Genomic DNA, 17,023 nt, shown 5'->3' on the forward strand with positions numbered 1-17,023 from the left:
CTGCAATGTATTGAATTTGCATAGTTTTATAGGTCGAATAAGGCGTTCACGCCGCATCCGGCGTGAACAAATTACTCTTTTTCGCACAATCCAATATGTGCAAATTATTACTTTTTCCAGAAATCATCGAAAACGGTAATTGGCGGACGGCGTTTATGTTCGGTTTTCAGATACCAGTTCTCTATTGTTCTGGCGACCTGTTGAGGTACGTTTTTCCCTTCCAGATAGTCGTCGATATTGTCATAGGTCACGCCGAGTGCCACTTCATCTGGCAGAGAAGGGCGATCATCTTCCAGATCGGCCGTTGGCGCTTTCTTATAAAGGTGTTCCGGGCAAGCTAATGCCGCCAGTAACTGTTTACCCTGACGTTTGTTGAGACGATACAGCGGATTAATGTCCGTACCGCCGTCACCATATTTAGTGAAGAATCCGGTAATGGCTTCTGCTGCATGATCGGTGCCCACCACGACACCGCTGGTCATACCCGCAATGCTATATTGTGCTTTCATCCGCTCACGCGCTTTTTCATTGCCACGGACAAAATCGCTCAGTTCAATGCCTGCTTCCCGCAATGCCTGTTCGCTGGCCAATACCGCGCCCTTGATATTAACGGTTAATACGCGATCCGGTTGAATAAAGGCAATGGCATCCTGGCAATCTTGTTCGTCGGCCTGAACACCATAGGGCAGGCGTACGGCAATAAATTGCAGTGATTCGTTGCCGGTTTCCAGGCGCAGCTCATTAATCGCCATCTGGCACAGCTTTCCGGCAAGCGTGGAGTCCTGACCGCCGCTGATCCCGAGCACCAGTGATTTAATGAACGGATAAGTTTGCAGGTAGCTTTTCAGAAAATCGACACTACGACGAATTTCCTCTTCAGCATTAATCTGCGGTTTTGCGCCCAGCGCCTTTATTATTTGTTGTTGCAATGTCATTGAACCCCTCCAGACAGAAAAGACAAAACTTCCTTAAAGCTAACCCGTTGCTACTGAAACGACAAGCGACAGCGGGCTGAATGGTGGTTAAAACGTCATACAGGAATCCTCTGAAAGCGGAGCCGTTTCGTTCACGGGCTTGAAAAAGCGCCCAATGTATTCCAGGCTTATCTAACACGCTGATAAACAAGAGGACGGAATATGAACAAGAATATGGCAGGAATTCTGAGTGCAGCGGCGGTATTAACCATGCTGGCGGGTTGTACGGCTTATGATCGTACCAAAGACCAGTTTGTACAGCCTGTGGTGAAAGACGTCAAAAAAGGCATGAGCCGGGCGCAGGTTGCACAAATTGCGGGTAAACCTTCGTCTGAAGTGAGCATGATCCATGCTCGCGGTACTTGCCAGACCTACATCCTGGGTCAACGTGATGGTAAAGCAGAAACCTACTTTGTCGCGTTAGATGATACCGGACATGTCATCAACTCCGGTTATCAGACCTGTGCTGAATACGACACTGATCCACAGGCTGCGAAGTAATCAATTCGTCTGAAAGCTTGAGTAACAACGGAAACCGGCCATTGCGCCGGTTTTTTTTGGCCTGAGTTCTTAATTATCTTCGCGAATTATTTGCCCGAAATGTGAAGAGGGTCATAACCACAGGTCAAGGAGAAACAATTTATAAGGTCAAAGAAATACTATTGCTCAGGTCTATACCGTATACTCCTTTCAGCCACAAAAAAAGTCATGTTGGTTTCGCAAGTTACCCAGAGCATGGAAGCAGGTTAAGGCTTGCGGAGTGTCTGGCTGACAGATAATCGTCGATGAGGGCAGTTTTATGGAAAAGAAACACATTTATCTGTTTTGTTCTGCGGGCATGTCTACCTCTTTACTGGTATCAAAAATGCGCGCACAGGCAGAAAAATATGAAGTTCCGGTCATTATTGAAGCATTTCCGGAAACACTGGCTGGTGAAAAAGGTCAGAATGCCGATGTCGTGTTATTAGGGCCGCAGATTGCTTATATGTTGCCCGAAATCCAGCGTTTGTTACCCAACAAACCGGTTGAAGTAATTGACTCGCTGCTTTATGGCAAAGTCGATGGTTTAGGCGTGCTTAAGGCTGCGGTTGCAGCGATTAAAAAAGCCGCAGCAAATTAATTTATTTTAAATTTTCCCGTCAAAGAGTTATTTCATAAATCAATACCGCAATATTTAAATTGCGGTTTTTAAGGGTATTTTTCTATGAGTAATGTTATTGCATCGCTTGAAAAGGTACTCCTCCCTTTTGCAGTTAAAATAGGAAAGCAGCCACACGTTAATGCAATCAAAAATGGCTTTATTCGCTTAATGCCGTTAACCCTTGCGGGGGCCATGTTTGTATTAATTAACAACGTTTTTCTAAGCTTTGGGGAGGGGTCGTTTTTTTATTCCTTAGGTATTCGCCTCGACGCCTCAACCATTGAAACACTTAATGGTCTGAAAGGTATTGGCGGCAACGTATATAACGGAACATTAGGAATAATGTCTTTAATGGCACCGTTCTTTATTGGCATGGCGCTGGCAGAAGAGCGTAAAGTCGATGCGCTGGCGGCTGGGTTGTTATCCGTTGCAGCATTTATGACCGTCACCCCATATAGTGTCGGTGAGGCCTATGCGGTTGGTGCAAACTGGTTAGGTGGGGCGAATATCATCTCCGGGATTATTATTGGCCTGGTGGTGGCAGAAATGTTTACCTTTATTGTCCGCCGCAATTGGGTCATTAAACTGCCCGACAGCGTACCTGCTTCAGTATCGCGTTCCTTCTCGGCATTAATTCCCGGCTTTATTATTCTTTCCGTGATGGGGATTATTGCCTGGGCGTTGAATACCTGGGGCACCAACTTCCATCAGATCATTATGGATACCATCTCAACCCCACTGGCATCGTTGGGTAGCGTGGTGGGCTGGGCCTATGTGATCTTTGTTCCACTGCTCTGGTTCTTCGGTATTCATGGCGCGCTGGCGCTGACCGCACTGGACAACGGCATTATGACGCCGTGGGCACTGGAAAATATCGCGACCTATCAGCAATATGGTTCCGTCGAAGCGGCGCTGGCAGCCGGTAAGACCTTCCATATCTGGGCCAAGCCGATGCTGGACTCCTTTATTTTCCTTGGGGGCAGTGGTGCGACTTTAGGCCTGATCCTGGCTATCTTTATCGCCTCTCGCCGTGCTGATTATCGTCAGGTGGCAAAACTGGCGCTGCCGTCCGGCATCTTCCAGATTAACGAACCGATTCTGTTTGGTCTGCCAATTATCATGAACCCGGTGATGTTTATCCCGTTTGTACTGGTACAACCGATTCTGGCGGCAATCACCCTCGCAGCGTACTACATGGGCATTATTCCTCCGGTGACCAATATTGCACCGTGGACCATGCCAACCGGTCTGGGAGCCTTCTTTAACACCAACGGTAGCGTCGCCGCATTGCTGGTCGCACTCTTCAACCTTGGCATCGCAACGTTAATTTATCTGCCCTTTGTTGTGGTGGCTAACAAAGCACAAAATGCGATTGATAAAGAAGAGAGCGAAGAAGATATCGCTAACGCCCTGAAATTTTAATCGATGCCGGTACGGGTAATCGTGCCGGTAAGAAAAGAGAGGAACGATGTATGATGGATCTCGATAACATTCCCGATACGCAAACGGAAGCTGAAGAGCTGGAAGAAGTGGTGATGGGGCTGATCATCAACTCCGGACAAGCGCGCAGCCTGGCGTATGCGGCACTGAAACAGGCGAAGCAGGGCGATTTTGCCGCAGCAAAAGCCATGATGGATCAGTCACGGATGGCATTGAATGAAGCGCATCTGGTACAGACGAAACTGATTGAAGGCGATGCGGGCGAAGGTAAGATGAAAGTGAGTCTGGTGCTGGTCCACGCTCAGGATCATTTAATGACGTCCATGCTTGCGCGTGAACTGATTACTGAATTAATTGAGCTTCATGAAAAACTGAAGGCATAAGGAGTCGATGATGCAGCCAGTGATTAACGCGCCGGAAATTGCCACTGCCCGAGAACAGCAGTTGTTTAATGGCAAAAACTTCCATGTGTTTATCTATAACAAAACTGAGAGTATCAGCGGACTGCATCAGCACGACTATTATGAATTTACTCTGGTATTAACCGGGCGTTATTTCCAGGAGATTAACGGTAAGCGCGTGTTACTGGAACGGGGCGATTTTGTTTTTATTCCGTTAGGTTCGCACCATCAAAGTTTTTATGAGTTTGGTGCCACGCGCATATTGAACGTTGGGATCAGTAAACGCTTTTTTGAGCAGCATTACCTGCCATTGTTGCCTTATTGCTTTGTCGCTTCGCAGGTATACCGGACCAATAACGCTTTTCTCACCTATGTGGAAACAGTGATTTCTTCATTGAATTTCCGCGAAACAGGGCTGGAAGAGTTTGTTGAGATGGTTACTTTTTATGTCATTAACCGTTTACGTCATTACCGCGAAGAACAGGTGATTGATGATGTACCGCAGTGGCTGAAAAGTACGGTAGAAAAGATGCATGATAAAGAGCAGTTTAGTGAATCGGCGCTGGAGAATATGGTGACGTTGTCAGCCAAATCACAGGAATATTTGACGCGAGCGACTCAACGATATTATGGCAAAACGCCAATGCAGATTATTAATGAAATCCGTATTAATTTTGCCAAAAAACAACTGGAAATGACCAACTATTCAGTGACGGATATTGCGTTTGAGGCCGGTTATAGTAGCCCGAGTTTGTTTATTAAAACGTTTAAGAAATTAACGTCCTTTACGCCTAAGAGCTATCGTAAGAAATTGACTGAATTTAATCAGTAAGTCGTTATACCTGACAATTCACATATCTGTCCTGTTGCTGGATTATTTATGTCCGGGGGGGCAGATATGCCAGATATCAGTATTCTGTACTGAAGGGAGAAATTATGAGCCAGAAATTAAAAGTCGTCACTATTGGTGGCGGGAGCAGCTATACCCCGGAGTTACTGGAAGGATTTATTAAGCGTTATCACGAATTGCCGGTCAGCGAATTATGGCTGGTGGATGTCGAAGGTGGTAAAGCGAAACTGGATATTATTTTCGATCTCTGCCAACGGATGATTGATAACGCTGGCGTCCCGATGAAGCTTTATAAAACGCTGGATCGCCGCGAAGCATTGAAAGATGCTGATTTCGTTACTACCCAACTGCGCGTTGGCCAATTACCGGCGCGTGAACTGGATGAACGTATTCCATTAAGTCATGGTTATCTTGGTCAGGAAACCAACGGCGCGGGCGGTTTGTTTAAAGGTCTGCGTACCATTCCGGTGATTTTTGACATCGTAAAAGATGTCGAAGAACTTTGTCCGAATGCATGGGTGATTAACTTCACTAACCCGGCGGGAATGGTCACTGAAGCCGTTTATCGTCATACCGGATTTAAACGCTTTATCGGCGTGTGTAATATTCCGATCGGCATGAAGATGTTTATTCGCGATGTTCTGATGCTGAAAGACAGCGATGATTTATCTATCGATTTGTTCGGCCTCAACCATATGGTGTTCATTAAGGATGTGCTGGTAAATGGCAAGTCGCGCTTTGCCGAATTGCTTGATGGTGTGGCGTCAGGACAGTTAAAAGCGTCCTCTGTAAAAAATATTTTCGATCTGCCATTTAGTGAGGGCTTAATTCGTTCGTTGAATCTGCTGCCATGTTCTTATCTGCTGTATTACTTCAAGCAGAAAGAGATGCTGGCTATTGAAATGGGCGAATACTACAAAGGCGGCGCACGAGCGCAGGTAGTACAGAAAGTCGAGAAACAACTTTTTGAGCTGTATAAAAACCCGGAGTTGAAAGTTAAGCCGAAAGAACTGGAACAGCGCGGTGGGGCTTATTACTCTGATGCAGCGTGCGAAGTGATCAACGCTATCTACAACGACAAGCAAGCAGAACATTACGTTAATATCCCGCATCATGGGCATATTGATAATATTCCGGCAGACTGGGCGGTAGAAATGACCTGTAAGCTGGGGCGCGATGGCGCGACGCCACATCCGCGCATTACGCATTTCGATGATAAAGTGATGGGGCTGATTCACACCATTAAAGGCTTCGAGATTGCTGCCAGCAACGCCGCACTTAGCGGAGAATTTAACGATGTGTTACTGGCGCTAAACCTTAGTCCGTTGGTGCATTCCGATCGCGATGCTGAGCTGCTGGCACGCGAGATGATTCTGGCGCACGAGAAATGGCTGCCAAACTTTGCCGACTGCATCGCAGAGCTTAAAAAAGCACATTAACCGAGGCTGATTATGGAACGCTTACTGATTGTTAATGCCGATGATTTTGGCTTAAGCAAAGGTCAGAACTACGGCATTATCGAGGCCTGTCGCAATGGGATTGTCACGTCGACGACGGCGCTGGTGAATGGGCAGGCTATTGACCATGCGGTGCAGTTGAGTCGTGATGAACCGAGTCTGGCCATAGGGATGCACTTTGTCCTTACTATGGGTAAGCCACTGACAGCTATGCCGGGGTTAACCCGCGATGGTGTGCTGGGAAAATGGATCTGGCAGTTGGCAGAAGAAGATGCTTTACCGCTGGAAGAAATTACTCAGGAGCTTGCCAGTCAGTATTTGCGTTTCATTGAGCTATTTGGACGCAAACCTACGCATCTTGATAGCCATCATCATGTGCATATGTTCCCGCAGATTTTCCCGATTGTTGCCAGGTTTGCGGCAGAGCAGGGCATTGCGTTGCGGGCGGATCGTCAGATGGCGTTTGATTTGCCGGTCAACCTGCGCACTACCCAGGGATTCAGCAGTGCATTCTACGGTGAAGAGATCAGTGAGTCGCTGTTCCTGCAAGTGCTGGATGACGCAGGCCATCGGGGTGATCGTTCGCTGGAGGTGATGTGTCATCCGGCGTTTATCGATAATACTATCCGTCAGAGTGCTTACTGTTTTCCACGCTTAACGGAGCTGGATGTGTTGACATCAGCGTCGTTGAAAGGTGCTATCGCTCAGCGTGGTTATCGGTTGGGGAGTTATCGGGATGTGTAAGTGAGGATGTTTGCCAGATGCGGCGTGAACCTTGCATCCGGCGATTAATTCCTACAAAGGCGGCGTAACTGCGCCGCTTGAGACTGCTGACAAACGCAAAACTGCCTGATGCGCTTCGCTTATCAGGCCTACGCGTTTCCTGCAATATATTGAATTTGCACAGTTTTGTAGGCCGGATAAGGCGTTCACGCCGCATCCGGCATAAACAAAGCGCACTATGTAAATCATTTGAGGCGGCGCAATTGCGCCGCCTCCCATCAGGCAGGAATTTTGTCAATCTTAGGAATGCGTGACCACACGCGGTGTGCTGCCATCAGCGTTAGCAGTTCATCCATAAAACTACCGTCAGCGCTGTCAGCTTCCACAATCCCTTCTTCACCCTGGTCAGCGACCTTGATTGTTGCTTTAAACTTGCGCGCGTCACCCGCCAGCGCAATCGGTTTAAGGTGTTTGTAGGCTTCCATCAGGTAGTAGTTGGCATCGCCGTTGTCAGCGATATCCGCGATATTGCCGCAAGGGACAATGACCGCATCGACCGTCAGCGAAGGTGCACCGGCAAAGGTAGCGGCTATAGGCAACACCGTACCGTCATCCGCAGTCACTTCACCCATTCGGGAGTAGAGCAGTTTGGCATGAACGCCTTTGGCCTTCAGCGCCTTGAGAATGGCCAGAAGGTCTGCCGATCTCACTTCATCATTAAGTAAAATCGCTACCACGCGACCTTTCACATCACCGTCAGGAATGGCGTACAAACTTAAGGATGGATCCTTTTTCAGACCGTTGACGTCCGGAGGTGGGGTGATATTCAGCTGGTCGTCAGTCAGTTCGATACCGAGATTTTTCGCCACCGCCTGGGCCAGAGTGAGATCAATATGCGCCAGCTGGTCAACAACGCGCTCACGAATATACGGACGAACGACTTTGCTTAACTCAAAACTGAAACCATCGACAATATGGCGCTGCTCAAATGGCGTCTGACTTAGCCAGAACAGACGCGGATGGGAATAATATTCGCCAAACGATGGGCTGCGCTCGCGAACTTTATTGCCTTCCACGCGCTCCTGGTATGATTCAAAACCGCCGCGTTTCGGCCCCGGCGGTGTTTCGCGCGGCCAGTTATCGTTAATCGAGTTCGGTTCGTAATTAGCCGGGTTAGTGTCGATCCCCATGCGATGCATGCCGTCACGCTGGAAATTATGGTAAGGGCAGGTCGGACGGTTAATCGGAATCTCATGGAAATTTGGCCCGCCAAGACGACTGATTTGTGTATCGGTATAGGAGAATAAACGCCCCTGCAACAGCGGATCGTTGGTGAAGTCCAGACCAGGAACAATATGACCTGGATGGAATGCTGCTTGTTCGTTTTCGGCAAAGAAGTTATCCGGGTTGCGATTGAGCACCATTTTGCCGACACGCTGAACGGGCACCAGTTCTTCCGGGATAAGTTTGGTTGGATCGAGAAGATCGAAGTCGAACTTGAATTCATCTTCTTCAGGAATCAACTGGAAGCCCAGTTCGTATTCCGGAAAATCGCCTGCTTCAATGGCTTCCCACAACTCGCGGCGGTGGAAGTCCGGGTCACGTCCGGTGAGTTTTTGTGCTTCATCCCAAACGAGTGAGGCTTTACCTGCCAGTGGTTTCCAGTGGAAACGTACAAACGTTGCCTTCCCTTCGGCATTAATCAGGCGGAAGGTGTGAATACCGAAGCCTTCCATGGTGCGGTAACTGCGGGGGATGCCGCGATCCGACATCGCCCACATCACGTTGTGCAGAGTTTCAGGTTGCAGAGAAACATAATCCCAGAAAGTATCGTGGGCACTTTGCCCTTGTGGAATTGCCCAGTGCGGTTCTGGTTTTACCGCATGAACAAAATCGGGGAATTTATGCGCATCCTGGATAAAGAAGATTGGCGTGTTATTGCCAACGAGGTCAAAAATACCCTCTTCAGTATAGAACTTGGTGGCAAAACCACGGATATCACGCACGGTATCGGCAGAGCCAGCGCCACCCTGAACGGTAGAGAACCTAACAAATACTGGGGTGATTTTGTTCGGATCTGAGAGGAAATCCGCTTTGGTGATATCGCTTAAGCTTTTATATGGCTGGAAATAACCGTGAGCTGCTGATCCGCGTGCATGAACAATACGTTCCGGGATGCGCTCATGGTCAAAGTGGGTGATTTTCTCGCGCAGAATAAAATCTTCCAGCAGCGTTGGACCACGGTTACCGGCACGCAGTGAGTTTTGATCATCGGCGATGCGCACGCCCTGATTAGTGGTCAGCGCATAATTTTCACTGCCTTTGCGTACGTCTTCCAGAGAATTAAGTTTTTCGTTACGTGTATCAGGGGCTTTCAGGCTCCCAGGGGCGGTAGGTTGTGCACCTGGCGGTGTTGGTTCAGCCGCTGGACGATGAGATCCGTCCTCAGGTGCCAGTGAGTCCATCCCCGGTTTCGCTTCGCTGGAATCGTGTAGTGGTGACTGGTGCTGATGTGGGTTCTTTTCGTTTTGTTGCGACATTGAACTCGTCTCCTTAATTTATTACTGAAAGGGCCGCTGTTTTGGTCAAAAAACTCTCTAACTATAGACCACCAGCCAGACCCCGCTTCGGAGACTATTCTGGAAACGGTGTTATGAAATACACGCAAAGCGGGACGTACAGGGGCTAAATCGGCTAAACTACAGTTTTTCTGATTTTTAATATGCGTTTAGTGAAGCCAGTAATGAAGAAACCGCTCCGCCAGCAAAACCGCCAGATTATTAGCTATGTCCCACGCACGGAACCCGCGCCGCCAGAACATGCGATAAAGATGGATTCGTTTCGTGATGTCTGGATGCTGCGTGGCAAATATGTTGCGTTTGTACTGATGGGAGAGTCATTTCTGCGCTCACCGGCGTTTACTGTGCCTGAATCCGCCCAGCGTTGGGCAAATCAGATCCGCCAGGAAGGGGAAGTGACTGAGTAAGGATTACGTACCTCCCGGTTTTGCCGGGAGTTACATGGCCTGAAATTTTGTATTTCATTGCTACATTCATTCAAACCACCTGTAACAAAAAGCTGCCTTTGACGATCTATTGCTATAAATAAGTGATCTTTTTTCTTTAATTGTTTATTTATTTTAAAATGGTTAAGTTTTGCTAATCATGATGAGCTATTTTTGATAGTTCATCCTGTGGCGTCGCTCTTAAACTTATATTGTAAATGACTTAGATTTAAATGAGATAATAATTTTGTTAACAATATGAGGCGGGAGATGTTTTCTACAAACTTAATACAGAGTAATTATGGTGATTTAAATATTAAAAGCCTGGCTTTCGACTCTTTTAAAGAAAGGCTGCAGTCTACTATGACAGCACTCACTTTCTTTATATCAACGGGTCAATGTGACTGCGATGAAATAGCAGAATCAAACTTTAATTATATGATTGCCTATATGTCTAACATTAACTATGATGCCTCAAAGCCAGGAGCGCCAGCACTTAGTTTTGATACATATCTGCAGGACAATGTTAAATATAAAGTAATAATTAATAATCTTTATGGTAGTGAAATTCGGATAAGAGGTATAAATAAAGATTTTATTGGAATGGATGTCACTTCTGTGTTTCGCCCAGAAAAAATGACGAATTTGATCAATATAAAAAACAGGTTGGTTATTCATTATTTAAGGACTATATACTATGAACAAAATTATATACATCCTGTCGGGAGCATTTTTGCTGCGATTCAAAAAAATGAGAGTCTCCTAAAGTTTCCTTCGATAATATCAATGCTTAATATCAATCTTCTTTTTAATCCACTAAATCTTCCGGGAATGGGAAGTGGTATACTTGAAGATATTATGAGTATTCCAGATAGTTCACTTAGAAAACGTCTCGGGTATGAGGTTTTAAGCTTCTCGCTACAGGCACATTCATTGAGCCAGGAATGTATTGATAAGTTGGACATTTTTTTCGCTGACGATCTGTTTAAATATGAGTCAGTATGCATCGCCGCGATGGAACATTTAAAAAGTAAGGCAACGGCCCCTATATGAAACGGACCGTTGCCAGCATAAGAATTAATGGTGTGCCAGTTCGGCGTCGTCTTCGCTATCCAGAATGGCTTTATCGGTTTGCTTCAGCCACTGGCTGGTCAGCGTGCCAGCTGTCATCGAGCCACTAACGTTTAGCGCCGTACGGCCCATGTCGATAAGCGGTTCAACGGAGATTAACAGCGCCACCAGGGTTACTGGCAGGCCCATCGCAGGCAGCACAATCAGTGCGGCGAAAGTTGCACCACCACCGACACCGGCAACGCCTGCGGAGCTAACGGTAACAATACCGACCAGCGTCGCAATCCACATCGGGTCCAGCGGGTTAATGCCAACCGTAGGCGCAACCATCACCGCCAGCATTGCCGGATACAAACCGGCGCAGCCGTTCTGACCAATGGTTGCACCGAAAGAGGCGGCGAAACTGGCGATGGATTCAGGAACGCCCAGACGACGCGTTTGTGCTTCCACATTCAGTGGGATAGACGCAGCACTGGAACGGCTGGTAAAGGCAAACGTCAGCACAGGCCATACCTTACGGAAGTACTTCAGCGGACTCACGCCATTAATGCCCAGCAGAATGCCATGCACTGCAAACATAATCAGCAGACCGAGGTAGGACGCGACAACGAAACTTCCCAGTTTGATGATGTCTTGCAAGTTAGAACCTGCAACCACTTTGGTCATTAGAGCCAGAACGCCGTAAGGGGTCAACTGCATGACCAGGCGAACCAGTTTCATCACCCAGCTTTGTAGGGTATCGATAGCGGCTAAGACGCGTTCACCTTTCGGCGCATCATCCTTCAGCAGTTTCAATGCAGCTACGCCGAGGAATGCGGCAAAAATTACCACGCTGATAATTGACGTCGGATTGGCTCCGGTAAGATCGGCAAACGGGTTTTTCGGGATAAAGGACAAGACCAGCTGCGGAACGCTCAGATCAGAGACTTTACCAACATAGTTACTTTCAATGGCGTTCAGACGTGCAGTTTCTGCACCACCCTGAACCAGACCTTCAGCCGTCAAACCAAACAGGTTGGTGACCAGCACACCGACCAGCGCCGCAATCAGCGTGGTAAACAAAAGCGTACCGATGGTCAGAAAACTGATTTTGCCTAACTGAGATGCGTTATGCAGACGGGCAACCGCGCTCAGAATAGAGGCGAAGACTAACGGCATAACGATCATTTGCAGCAGTTGAACATAGCCGTTACCAACGATGTTAAACCACTGTACAGAATCTTTAAGTACCTGGCTGTCAGAACCATAAATGGTATGCAGGGCAAGGCCAAAAACCACACCCATCACCAGACCCACCAGCACTTTTTTCGCCAGACTCCACTGTTTATGGCGGGTCTGAGCCAGCGCAAACAGCAGTACAACGAACACCACGATGTTCGCAATTAATGGAAAGTTCATCCCCGTTCTCCTGATCTTATTATTTCTATCACTGCGTAGCAGTCATAGTGTTGGCGCAAGATTAACAGAACTGTGAGCTGGCTCTTATATTCAAATGGAATTGCTTATTCCAGAAAGGTGATTTTTGCCTTTTTAGTATTCAACCTGATGCTTAATAAGCCGATGAAACTGGATCTGCAAGGTATTGATCATTTGCGATGACCAACGAACAGCGCTGTTCTCGGGTAATGAATGGGGCATCCATACCGACCAGACAAATAATGCCATGCAGATAAAACGTTCCAGTTGGTTGCCCTTTTGGGGAACCAGGATAGGCAAGCGGAAACGCCAGCGGCATGGCCAGAGCAGGGGAACACCGGCGGGTGTCAGCATATCGGCAAGTATGTGGCTCAAATAACCCAGCACCATTCCTTGTAGCGCATCAGCCGGAATGAACCAGCCTTCCGGAACCTTAAGGTAAAAGGTTGCCAGCAGCGCAAATACCGCCAGCAGACTGTGGGTAAAACCACGATGCCCAAAAGCGCGGGCGATCGGTTTTGATATCCATTTTAATCGCTGCCCAAGAAACGACTTTGGGTGATCGATGTCCGGTAACAAACACGTCAGGATTGCGGAAGGGACAATATGCCACCAGTCACCCTGTGCCAGCACGGGCGTCAGCTCGGCATTTTTGGCAAATACCGCACAAGCAATAGAAAAGAGAAGGTGACCTTCCGCCGTCATGATAAAACTCACTAAACTGTCGATACGTACAGTATAGGATTTTTATACAGTGCACGGAAGTGGTGACGGTGTAACTCTTTCTCTTAAATTGACGATTAATCCGTCAGTTGAATGCAATTTCAGATAAAGAACCAGGGGCAGCGAGATCACTGCCCCTGGTCATTAACCGAGAAGGTCTTTTGCGGTGAGTTCTGTCAGCGATGAGAGTTTGACGTCTGCTAATACAAAACGTGGATCATTTTGCGCTTCTGGCGCAGGAACGACGATGGAACGCATGCGGGCTGCTTTAGAGGCGATCATGCCATTTACCGAATCTTCCAGCGCTACGCAGGTCAGAGGGTCAACGCCCAGTTTTGCTGCGCAGTCGAGATATACTTGCGGATGCGGCTTGCTGTAAGGCAGTTTTTCGGCCGAGGCGAGGGCATCGAAACTGTCGCGTAAGTCAAACATGGTCAACACTTTTTTCAGCATATGTAGTGGTGACGCGGAGGCCAGTCCCACCAATAAACCTTGTTCTTTGCATAACGCAACGGCTTCGCGCACGCCTGGTAATAATGGACGTGTCTCTTCAACCAGTGAAATGGCACGGGCAATAACCCGTTCTACTACTTCCTGACGGCTTGGCCCATTCCACGGTTGCCGGGCGTACCAAAGATCGACCACCATATCGATGCGTAAACCTAAGGTGTCCGGCAGCTCGTTACGACGGGAGATATCCACCCCCAGGCTTGCCATCACATCCAGTTCGGCTCGATCCCATAAAGGTTCTGAGTCGATAAGTAATCCATCCATATCAAAAATTGCAGCAAGAATCTGACGCGGGGTTGACATTACAACCTCTCCTTTAGAGCATTATGTGTAAGGTATTAAGCCGTGCTTATGATTAAGCGCCTATCATATCGCCTTTAAAGAATGGGCGAAAACAGATATCTACAGGTAAACTAAGTGAAACGACGCGTCTTAATCAAGGAGAACTCATGACGTATCAACAAGCTGGACGCATTGCTGTTTTGAAAAGGATTTTGGGTTGGGTGATTTTTATACCTGCATTGATCTCTACATTGATTTCTTTGCTGAAATTTATGAATACCCGACAGGAAAACCAGGAAGGCATTAATGCGGTCATGCTCGACTTTACTCATGTCATGATCGATATGATGCAGGCGAATACGCCTTTTTTGAATCTATTCTGGTATAACTCCCCGACGCCCAATTTTAATGGTGGCGTGAACGTTATGTTCTGGGTGATTTTCATCCTGATTTTTGTCGGACTGGCGTTGCAGGATTCCGGTGCCCGGATGAGTCGCCAGGCGCGCTTCTTGCGGGAAGGTGTTGAAGATCAACTCATTCTGGAAAAAGCCAAAGGGGAAGAGGGGCTAACGCGTGAACAAATTGAGTCCCGTATTGTTGTTCCGCACCATACTATTTTCCTGCAGTTTTTCTCACTGTATATCCTGCCGGTTATTTGTATTGCTGCAGGTTATGTATTCTTTTCTCTGCTTGGGTTTATTTAATCAAAAGGCCGCACGGAGCGGCCATTATCCTCAACCCATATCATGCTGCTAATAATCTATCCAATGACTGCTGAGCAATAACCAAATGCTGACCGCCAAATAATCTTGCACGATTTAACAGCGTGTAGAGTTGGTAAACCGGTTGACGTTCAAGGAAATCGGCAGGTAGCGGGGATACTGACTGATAGCCGTCATAGATTTGTGGCGGCTGTTCAGTATGCAGCGGTAACATCGCCAGGTCGCACTCTCGGTCACCCCAGTAGCAGGCAGGGTCGAAAATGTACGGGCCATCCGGACCCAGCGCACAGTTGCTGGACCATAAATCGCCGTGCAACAGAGAAGGCTGCGGTTGATGCGAGGCCAGACGCTGCTGAATATGCTCGACGATGGCGTCGATATTGCCGAAAGCGATCCCTTTCTCTGCTGCCAGTTCCAACTGCCAGCCAATCCGTTGTTCAGCAAAAAACGTTGACCAGCGACGTTGCCAGGTGTTGGGCTGTGGAGTTGTGGAGAGCGAGTTATCAAAATCGAGGCCAAATTGTGGTTGGTCACTCCATTGATGTAAACGCGCAATTTGCTGACCAAGAATAAATGCGCTATGCGCATCCAGCGGACGAGGTGGGAGATAATCCATCACCAGAAAACTGTAGTCACGGTCAGCGCCAACTGCCCAAACCTTAGGCACGGTGACGGTTTTACTACGCGACAGTAACTCCAGTTGGTCGGCTTCGGCGGTAAAACCGGGAAGCAGTTCCCTTTCATCACATTTGACGAAAAAGTCATGTCCTGTATAGCGCAAATGCCATGCGGCATGGACTTCTCCGCCAGGCAGTTCATTACGCAGTTCGATTTCGCCTTCACCTAACTGCTCGCTCAAAAGACGACTGATTGCCTGCCACATGATGTCTCTCCCATGTTGTCTGCCAGATCATAAGGTTAGCGCAAGAATGCGGTGTAAAAACACGAGCTAACGCACACCACAGACTGATTATTGCCCAAAAACCATTTATTTTCTGTTACTATTCCATTCCTCCCAGGTCGTGATGGTGATTTCAGGATCTTTGCCGGTTGCACTTTGGGTAAGCCCCGAAACCAGTTCTCTAATTTCTTCTTCACTTTGGGTACTGATAAGTCCAAAAGTGTTAGTCCCCAGCTCATGGATATTTCCCTCATCATCCGTCATGGTGAGCAAAAAACCGTCGCGAGTCAGGTAATTATTCAACTCGTTAATTTCAGTCAATGTATCCTCATGCAACATGACGGTTATGACATAACGGACAAGATCGCCACTGGCCATAGTTCACCCCTTTGTTATCACATGACTTTTGAGCATAGTCGGAGAAACGCGTTGCCGACAGGTTGGTGATGATTCCCCCAATGCTGGGGGAATGTTTTTGTTAGCGGGAAAGGTAAGCGTAAATTTTTTGCGTATCGTCATGGGAGCACAGACGTGTACCCTGATTGAGTGTGGCTGCACTCCCCGCAGCTACGCCAAAACGAACCATCTCTTCAAGAGAGGCATTTTCTGCCAGTTTCAGTGTCATCGCGCCGACCATGCTGTCACCAGCGCCAACGGTACTCTGGCTTTTCACCGGTGGTGGCACCACCTGAATGCAGTTTTCACTATCAACACCCAGCGCTCCTTGTGGACCAAGGGAAACGACAACCCGTTTGGCCTTGCCGCTATTAACGATTTCCTGCGCGGCTTTGCGGACATCGTCTGGCTGGGTGAGTTCGCGATTCACCAGCGTACTGAGTTCTTTTTGGTTAGGCTTAACCAACTCGATGTTACCAATCGCCAGTGCTGCACTTAACGCTTCGCCAGAACTGTCGATGATGCAGCGGATCCCTTGTTTTTGCGCAGCGGAAATCAGTTGGGTTAATTTTTCCAGCTTCACACCTGGCGGCAGGCTTCCGCTTATGACCAGGATGGCCCCGGATTCAATTTCCAGAACTTGCTCTTCAAGCTGGCGAAACTCATCTTCATTTAATGCCGCGCCTGGCATAACAAAACGATACTGCTCACCGCTTGCTTCCACATGTACGTGTAAATTCTGCCGGGTCCAGTCTTTGGCTTCTACAGTAGCAACGGGGACATTTTCATCCGCCAACAGTGAAACCAGGTGTTCGCCGGTCGCGCCACCCGCCGGGAAGATCGCTGTGGCACTGCCTCCAAGATGGGCAATGGCGCGGGCGACGTTGATGCCGCCGCCCCCGGGTTCGAACACCGGTGCGGTACAGCGCAGTTTTCCTTCGGGATAAATTTGCGGGGTAATTGTTGCGCTATCGAGAGAGGGCGCAAGTGTCAACGTATAGATACGTACCAT

The 17,023-nt window shown here is 48.1% G+C and carries 18 protein-coding genes; 10 read left to right on the forward strand and 8 right to left on the reverse strand.

Annotation, left to right across the window (positions count from 1 at the left end):
* Positions 1-107 precede the first annotated feature (107 nt).
* Complete coding sequence (gene nadE, locus ACU8XX_RS10655; RefSeq protein ID WP_000175026.1) at positions 108-935, reverse strand: ammonia-dependent NAD(+) synthetase; 828 nt, start codon at positions 933-935, stop codon at positions 108-110.
* Between the two features lie 201 nt (positions 936-1,136).
* On the opposite strand from nadE, the gene osmE reads away from it, so the two are divergent.
* From osmE to chbG, 7 genes are all read left to right on the forward strand, one after another.
* A complete protein-coding gene (gene osmE, locus ACU8XX_RS10660) occupies positions 1,137-1,475 on the forward strand; it encodes an osmotically-inducible lipoprotein OsmE (protein ID WP_001039044.1) in 339 nt (112 codons plus the stop codon).
* Between the two features lie 298 nt (positions 1,476-1,773).
* On the forward strand, positions 1,774-2,094 hold the full coding sequence (gene chbB, locus ACU8XX_RS10665) for a PTS N,N'-diacetylchitobiose transporter subunit IIB (RefSeq protein WP_000412169.1): 321 nt from the start codon (positions 1,774-1,776) through the stop codon (positions 2,092-2,094).
* An 84-nt stretch (positions 2,095-2,178) separates the two neighbouring features.
* Positions 2,179-3,537, forward strand: a complete 1,359-nt coding sequence (chbC, locus tag ACU8XX_RS10670; protein WP_000073041.1) for a PTS N,N'-diacetylchitobiose transporter subunit IIC — start codon at positions 2,179-2,181, stop codon at positions 3,535-3,537.
* Between the two features lie 50 nt (positions 3,538-3,587).
* A complete protein-coding gene (gene chbA / locus ACU8XX_RS10675; protein WP_000968919.1) occupies positions 3,588-3,938 on the forward strand; it encodes a PTS N,N'-diacetylchitobiose transporter subunit IIA in 351 nt (116 codons plus the stop codon).
* A 7-nt stretch (positions 3,939-3,945) separates the two neighbouring features.
* Positions 3,946-4,788 carry a transcriptional regulator ChbR gene (chbR, locus tag ACU8XX_RS10680; protein WP_000983653.1) on the forward strand — a complete coding sequence of 281 codons (843 nt, stop codon included), beginning with the start codon at positions 3,946-3,948 and terminating at the stop codon, positions 4,786-4,788.
* A 104-nt stretch (positions 4,789-4,892) separates the two neighbouring features.
* Positions 4,893-6,245, forward strand: a complete 1,353-nt coding sequence (celF, locus tag ACU8XX_RS10685) for a 6-phospho-beta-glucosidase (protein ID WP_000078754.1) — start codon at positions 4,893-4,895, stop codon at positions 6,243-6,245.
* Positions 6,246-6,257: 12 nt separating this feature from the next.
* On the forward strand, positions 6,258-7,007 hold the full coding sequence (gene chbG / locus ACU8XX_RS10690; RefSeq protein WP_000440458.1) for a chitin disaccharide deacetylase: 750 nt from the start codon (positions 6,258-6,260) through the stop codon (positions 7,005-7,007).
* 257 nt (positions 7,008-7,264) lie between these two features.
* Here chbG and katE read toward each other — a convergent pair whose 3' ends face one another.
* On the reverse strand, positions 7,265-9,526 hold the full coding sequence (gene katE / locus ACU8XX_RS10695) for a catalase HPII (protein ID WP_000082738.1): 2,262 nt from the start codon (positions 9,524-9,526) through the stop codon (positions 7,265-7,267).
* Positions 9,527-9,708: 182 nt separating this feature from the next.
* On the opposite strand from katE, the gene cedA reads away from it, so the two are divergent.
* Both cedA and ydjO read left to right on the forward strand, forming a co-directional pair.
* Complete coding sequence (gene cedA / locus ACU8XX_RS10700; RefSeq protein WP_001241561.1) at positions 9,709-9,972, forward strand: cell division activator CedA; 264 nt, start codon at positions 9,709-9,711, stop codon at positions 9,970-9,972.
* Positions 9,973-10,260: 288 nt separating this feature from the next.
* On the forward strand, positions 10,261-11,043 hold the full coding sequence (gene ydjO, locus ACU8XX_RS10705) for a protein YdjO (protein ID WP_016242180.1): 783 nt from the start codon (positions 10,261-10,263) through the stop codon (positions 11,041-11,043).
* A gap of 24 nt (positions 11,044-11,067) precedes the next feature.
* On the opposite strand, the gene tcyP is transcribed toward ydjO, so the two are convergent.
* The 3 genes from tcyP to hxpB form a co-directional block, all read right to left on the reverse strand.
* On the reverse strand, positions 11,068-12,459 hold the full coding sequence (gene tcyP / locus ACU8XX_RS10710; RefSeq protein WP_001010696.1) for a cystine/sulfocysteine:cation symporter: 1,392 nt from the start codon (positions 12,457-12,459) through the stop codon (positions 11,068-11,070).
* 132 nt (positions 12,460-12,591) lie between these two features.
* Entirely contained in the window at positions 12,592-13,182 is a 591-nt protein-coding gene (locus ACU8XX_RS10715; protein WP_001297653.1) for a metal-dependent hydrolase, read from the reverse strand.
* Between the two features lie 162 nt (positions 13,183-13,344).
* Positions 13,345-14,013, reverse strand: coding sequence for a hexitol phosphatase HxpB (gene hxpB, locus ACU8XX_RS10720; RefSeq protein ID WP_240765495.1), 669 nt, complete (start codon positions 14,011-14,013; stop codon positions 13,345-13,347).
* A gap of 146 nt (positions 14,014-14,159) precedes the next feature.
* Here hxpB and ACU8XX_RS10725 point away from each other — a divergent pair, with 146 nt between their 5' ends.
* Complete coding sequence (locus ACU8XX_RS10725) at positions 14,160-14,696, forward strand: YniB family protein (protein WP_000222172.1); 537 nt, start codon at positions 14,160-14,162, stop codon at positions 14,694-14,696.
* Positions 14,697-14,736: 40 nt separating this feature from the next.
* Here ACU8XX_RS10725 and ACU8XX_RS10730 read toward each other — a convergent pair whose 3' ends face one another.
* From ACU8XX_RS10730 to pfkB, 3 genes are all read right to left on the reverse strand, one after another.
* Positions 14,737-15,597, reverse strand: coding sequence for a fructosamine kinase family protein (locus ACU8XX_RS10730; RefSeq protein ID WP_240765497.1), 861 nt, complete (start codon positions 15,595-15,597; stop codon positions 14,737-14,739).
* Between the two features lie 105 nt (positions 15,598-15,702).
* The gene (ghoS, locus tag ACU8XX_RS10735) at positions 15,703-15,993 is read right to left on the reverse strand and encodes a type V toxin-antitoxin system endoribonuclease antitoxin GhoS (RefSeq protein ID WP_000146159.1); all 291 of its coding nucleotides are present in this window, start codon (positions 15,991-15,993) and stop codon (positions 15,703-15,705) included.
* Positions 15,994-16,093: 100 nt separating this feature from the next.
* Positions 16,094-17,023 carry a 6-phosphofructokinase II gene (gene pfkB, locus ACU8XX_RS10740; RefSeq protein WP_000251723.1) on the reverse strand — a complete coding sequence of 310 codons (930 nt, stop codon included), beginning with the start codon at positions 17,021-17,023 and terminating at the stop codon, positions 16,094-16,096.

The sequence above is a fragment of the Escherichia sp. MAL-1 genome (assembly GCF_052948035.1).

Coding starts and splice junctions, on each gene's coding strand:
- nadE (WP_000175026.1), bottom strand. CDS start 935: ATGACATTGCAACAACAAATAATAAAGGCGCTGGGCGCAAAACCGCAG.
- osmE (WP_001039044.1), top strand. CDS start 1,137: ATGAACAAGAATATGGCAGGAATTCTGAGTGCAGCGGCGGTATTAACC.
- chbB (WP_000412169.1), top strand. CDS start 1,774: ATGGAAAAGAAACACATTTATCTGTTTTGTTCTGCGGGCATGTCTACC.
- chbC (WP_000073041.1), top strand. CDS start 2,179: ATGAGTAATGTTATTGCATCGCTTGAAAAGGTACTCCTCCCTTTTGCA.
- chbA (WP_000968919.1), top strand. CDS start 3,588: ATGATGGATCTCGATAACATTCCCGATACGCAAACGGAAGCTGAAGAG.
- chbR (WP_000983653.1), top strand. CDS start 3,946: ATGATGCAGCCAGTGATTAACGCGCCGGAAATTGCCACTGCCCGAGAA.
- celF (WP_000078754.1), top strand. CDS start 4,893: ATGAGCCAGAAATTAAAAGTCGTCACTATTGGTGGCGGGAGCAGCTAT.
- chbG (WP_000440458.1), top strand. CDS start 6,258: ATGGAACGCTTACTGATTGTTAATGCCGATGATTTTGGCTTAAGCAAA.
- katE (WP_000082738.1), bottom strand. CDS start 9,526: ATGTCGCAACAAAACGAAAAGAACCCACATCAGCACCAGTCACCACTA.
- cedA (WP_001241561.1), top strand. CDS start 9,709: ATGCGTTTAGTGAAGCCAGTAATGAAGAAACCGCTCCGCCAGCAAAAC.
- ydjO (WP_016242180.1), top strand. CDS start 10,261: ATGTTTTCTACAAACTTAATACAGAGTAATTATGGTGATTTAAATATT.
- tcyP (WP_001010696.1), bottom strand. CDS start 12,459: ATGAACTTTCCATTAATTGCGAACATCGTGGTGTTCGTTGTACTGCTG.
- ACU8XX_RS10715 (WP_001297653.1), bottom strand. CDS start 13,182: ATGACGGCGGAAGGTCACCTTCTCTTTTCTATTGCTTGTGCGGTATTT.
- hxpB (WP_240765495.1), bottom strand. CDS start 14,013: ATGTCAACCCCGCGTCAGATTCTTGCTGCAATTTTTGATATGGATGGA.
- ACU8XX_RS10725 (WP_000222172.1), top strand. CDS start 14,160: ATGACGTATCAACAAGCTGGACGCATTGCTGTTTTGAAAAGGATTTTG.
- ACU8XX_RS10730 (WP_240765497.1), bottom strand. CDS start 15,597: ATGTGGCAGGCAATCAGTCGTCTTTTGAGCGAGCAGTTAGGTGAAGGC.
- ghoS (WP_000146159.1), bottom strand. CDS start 15,993: ATGGCCAGTGGCGATCTTGTCCGTTATGTCATAACCGTCATGTTGCAT.
- pfkB (WP_000251723.1), bottom strand. CDS start 17,023: ATGGTACGTATCTATACGTTGACACTTGCGCCCTCTCTCGATAGCGCA.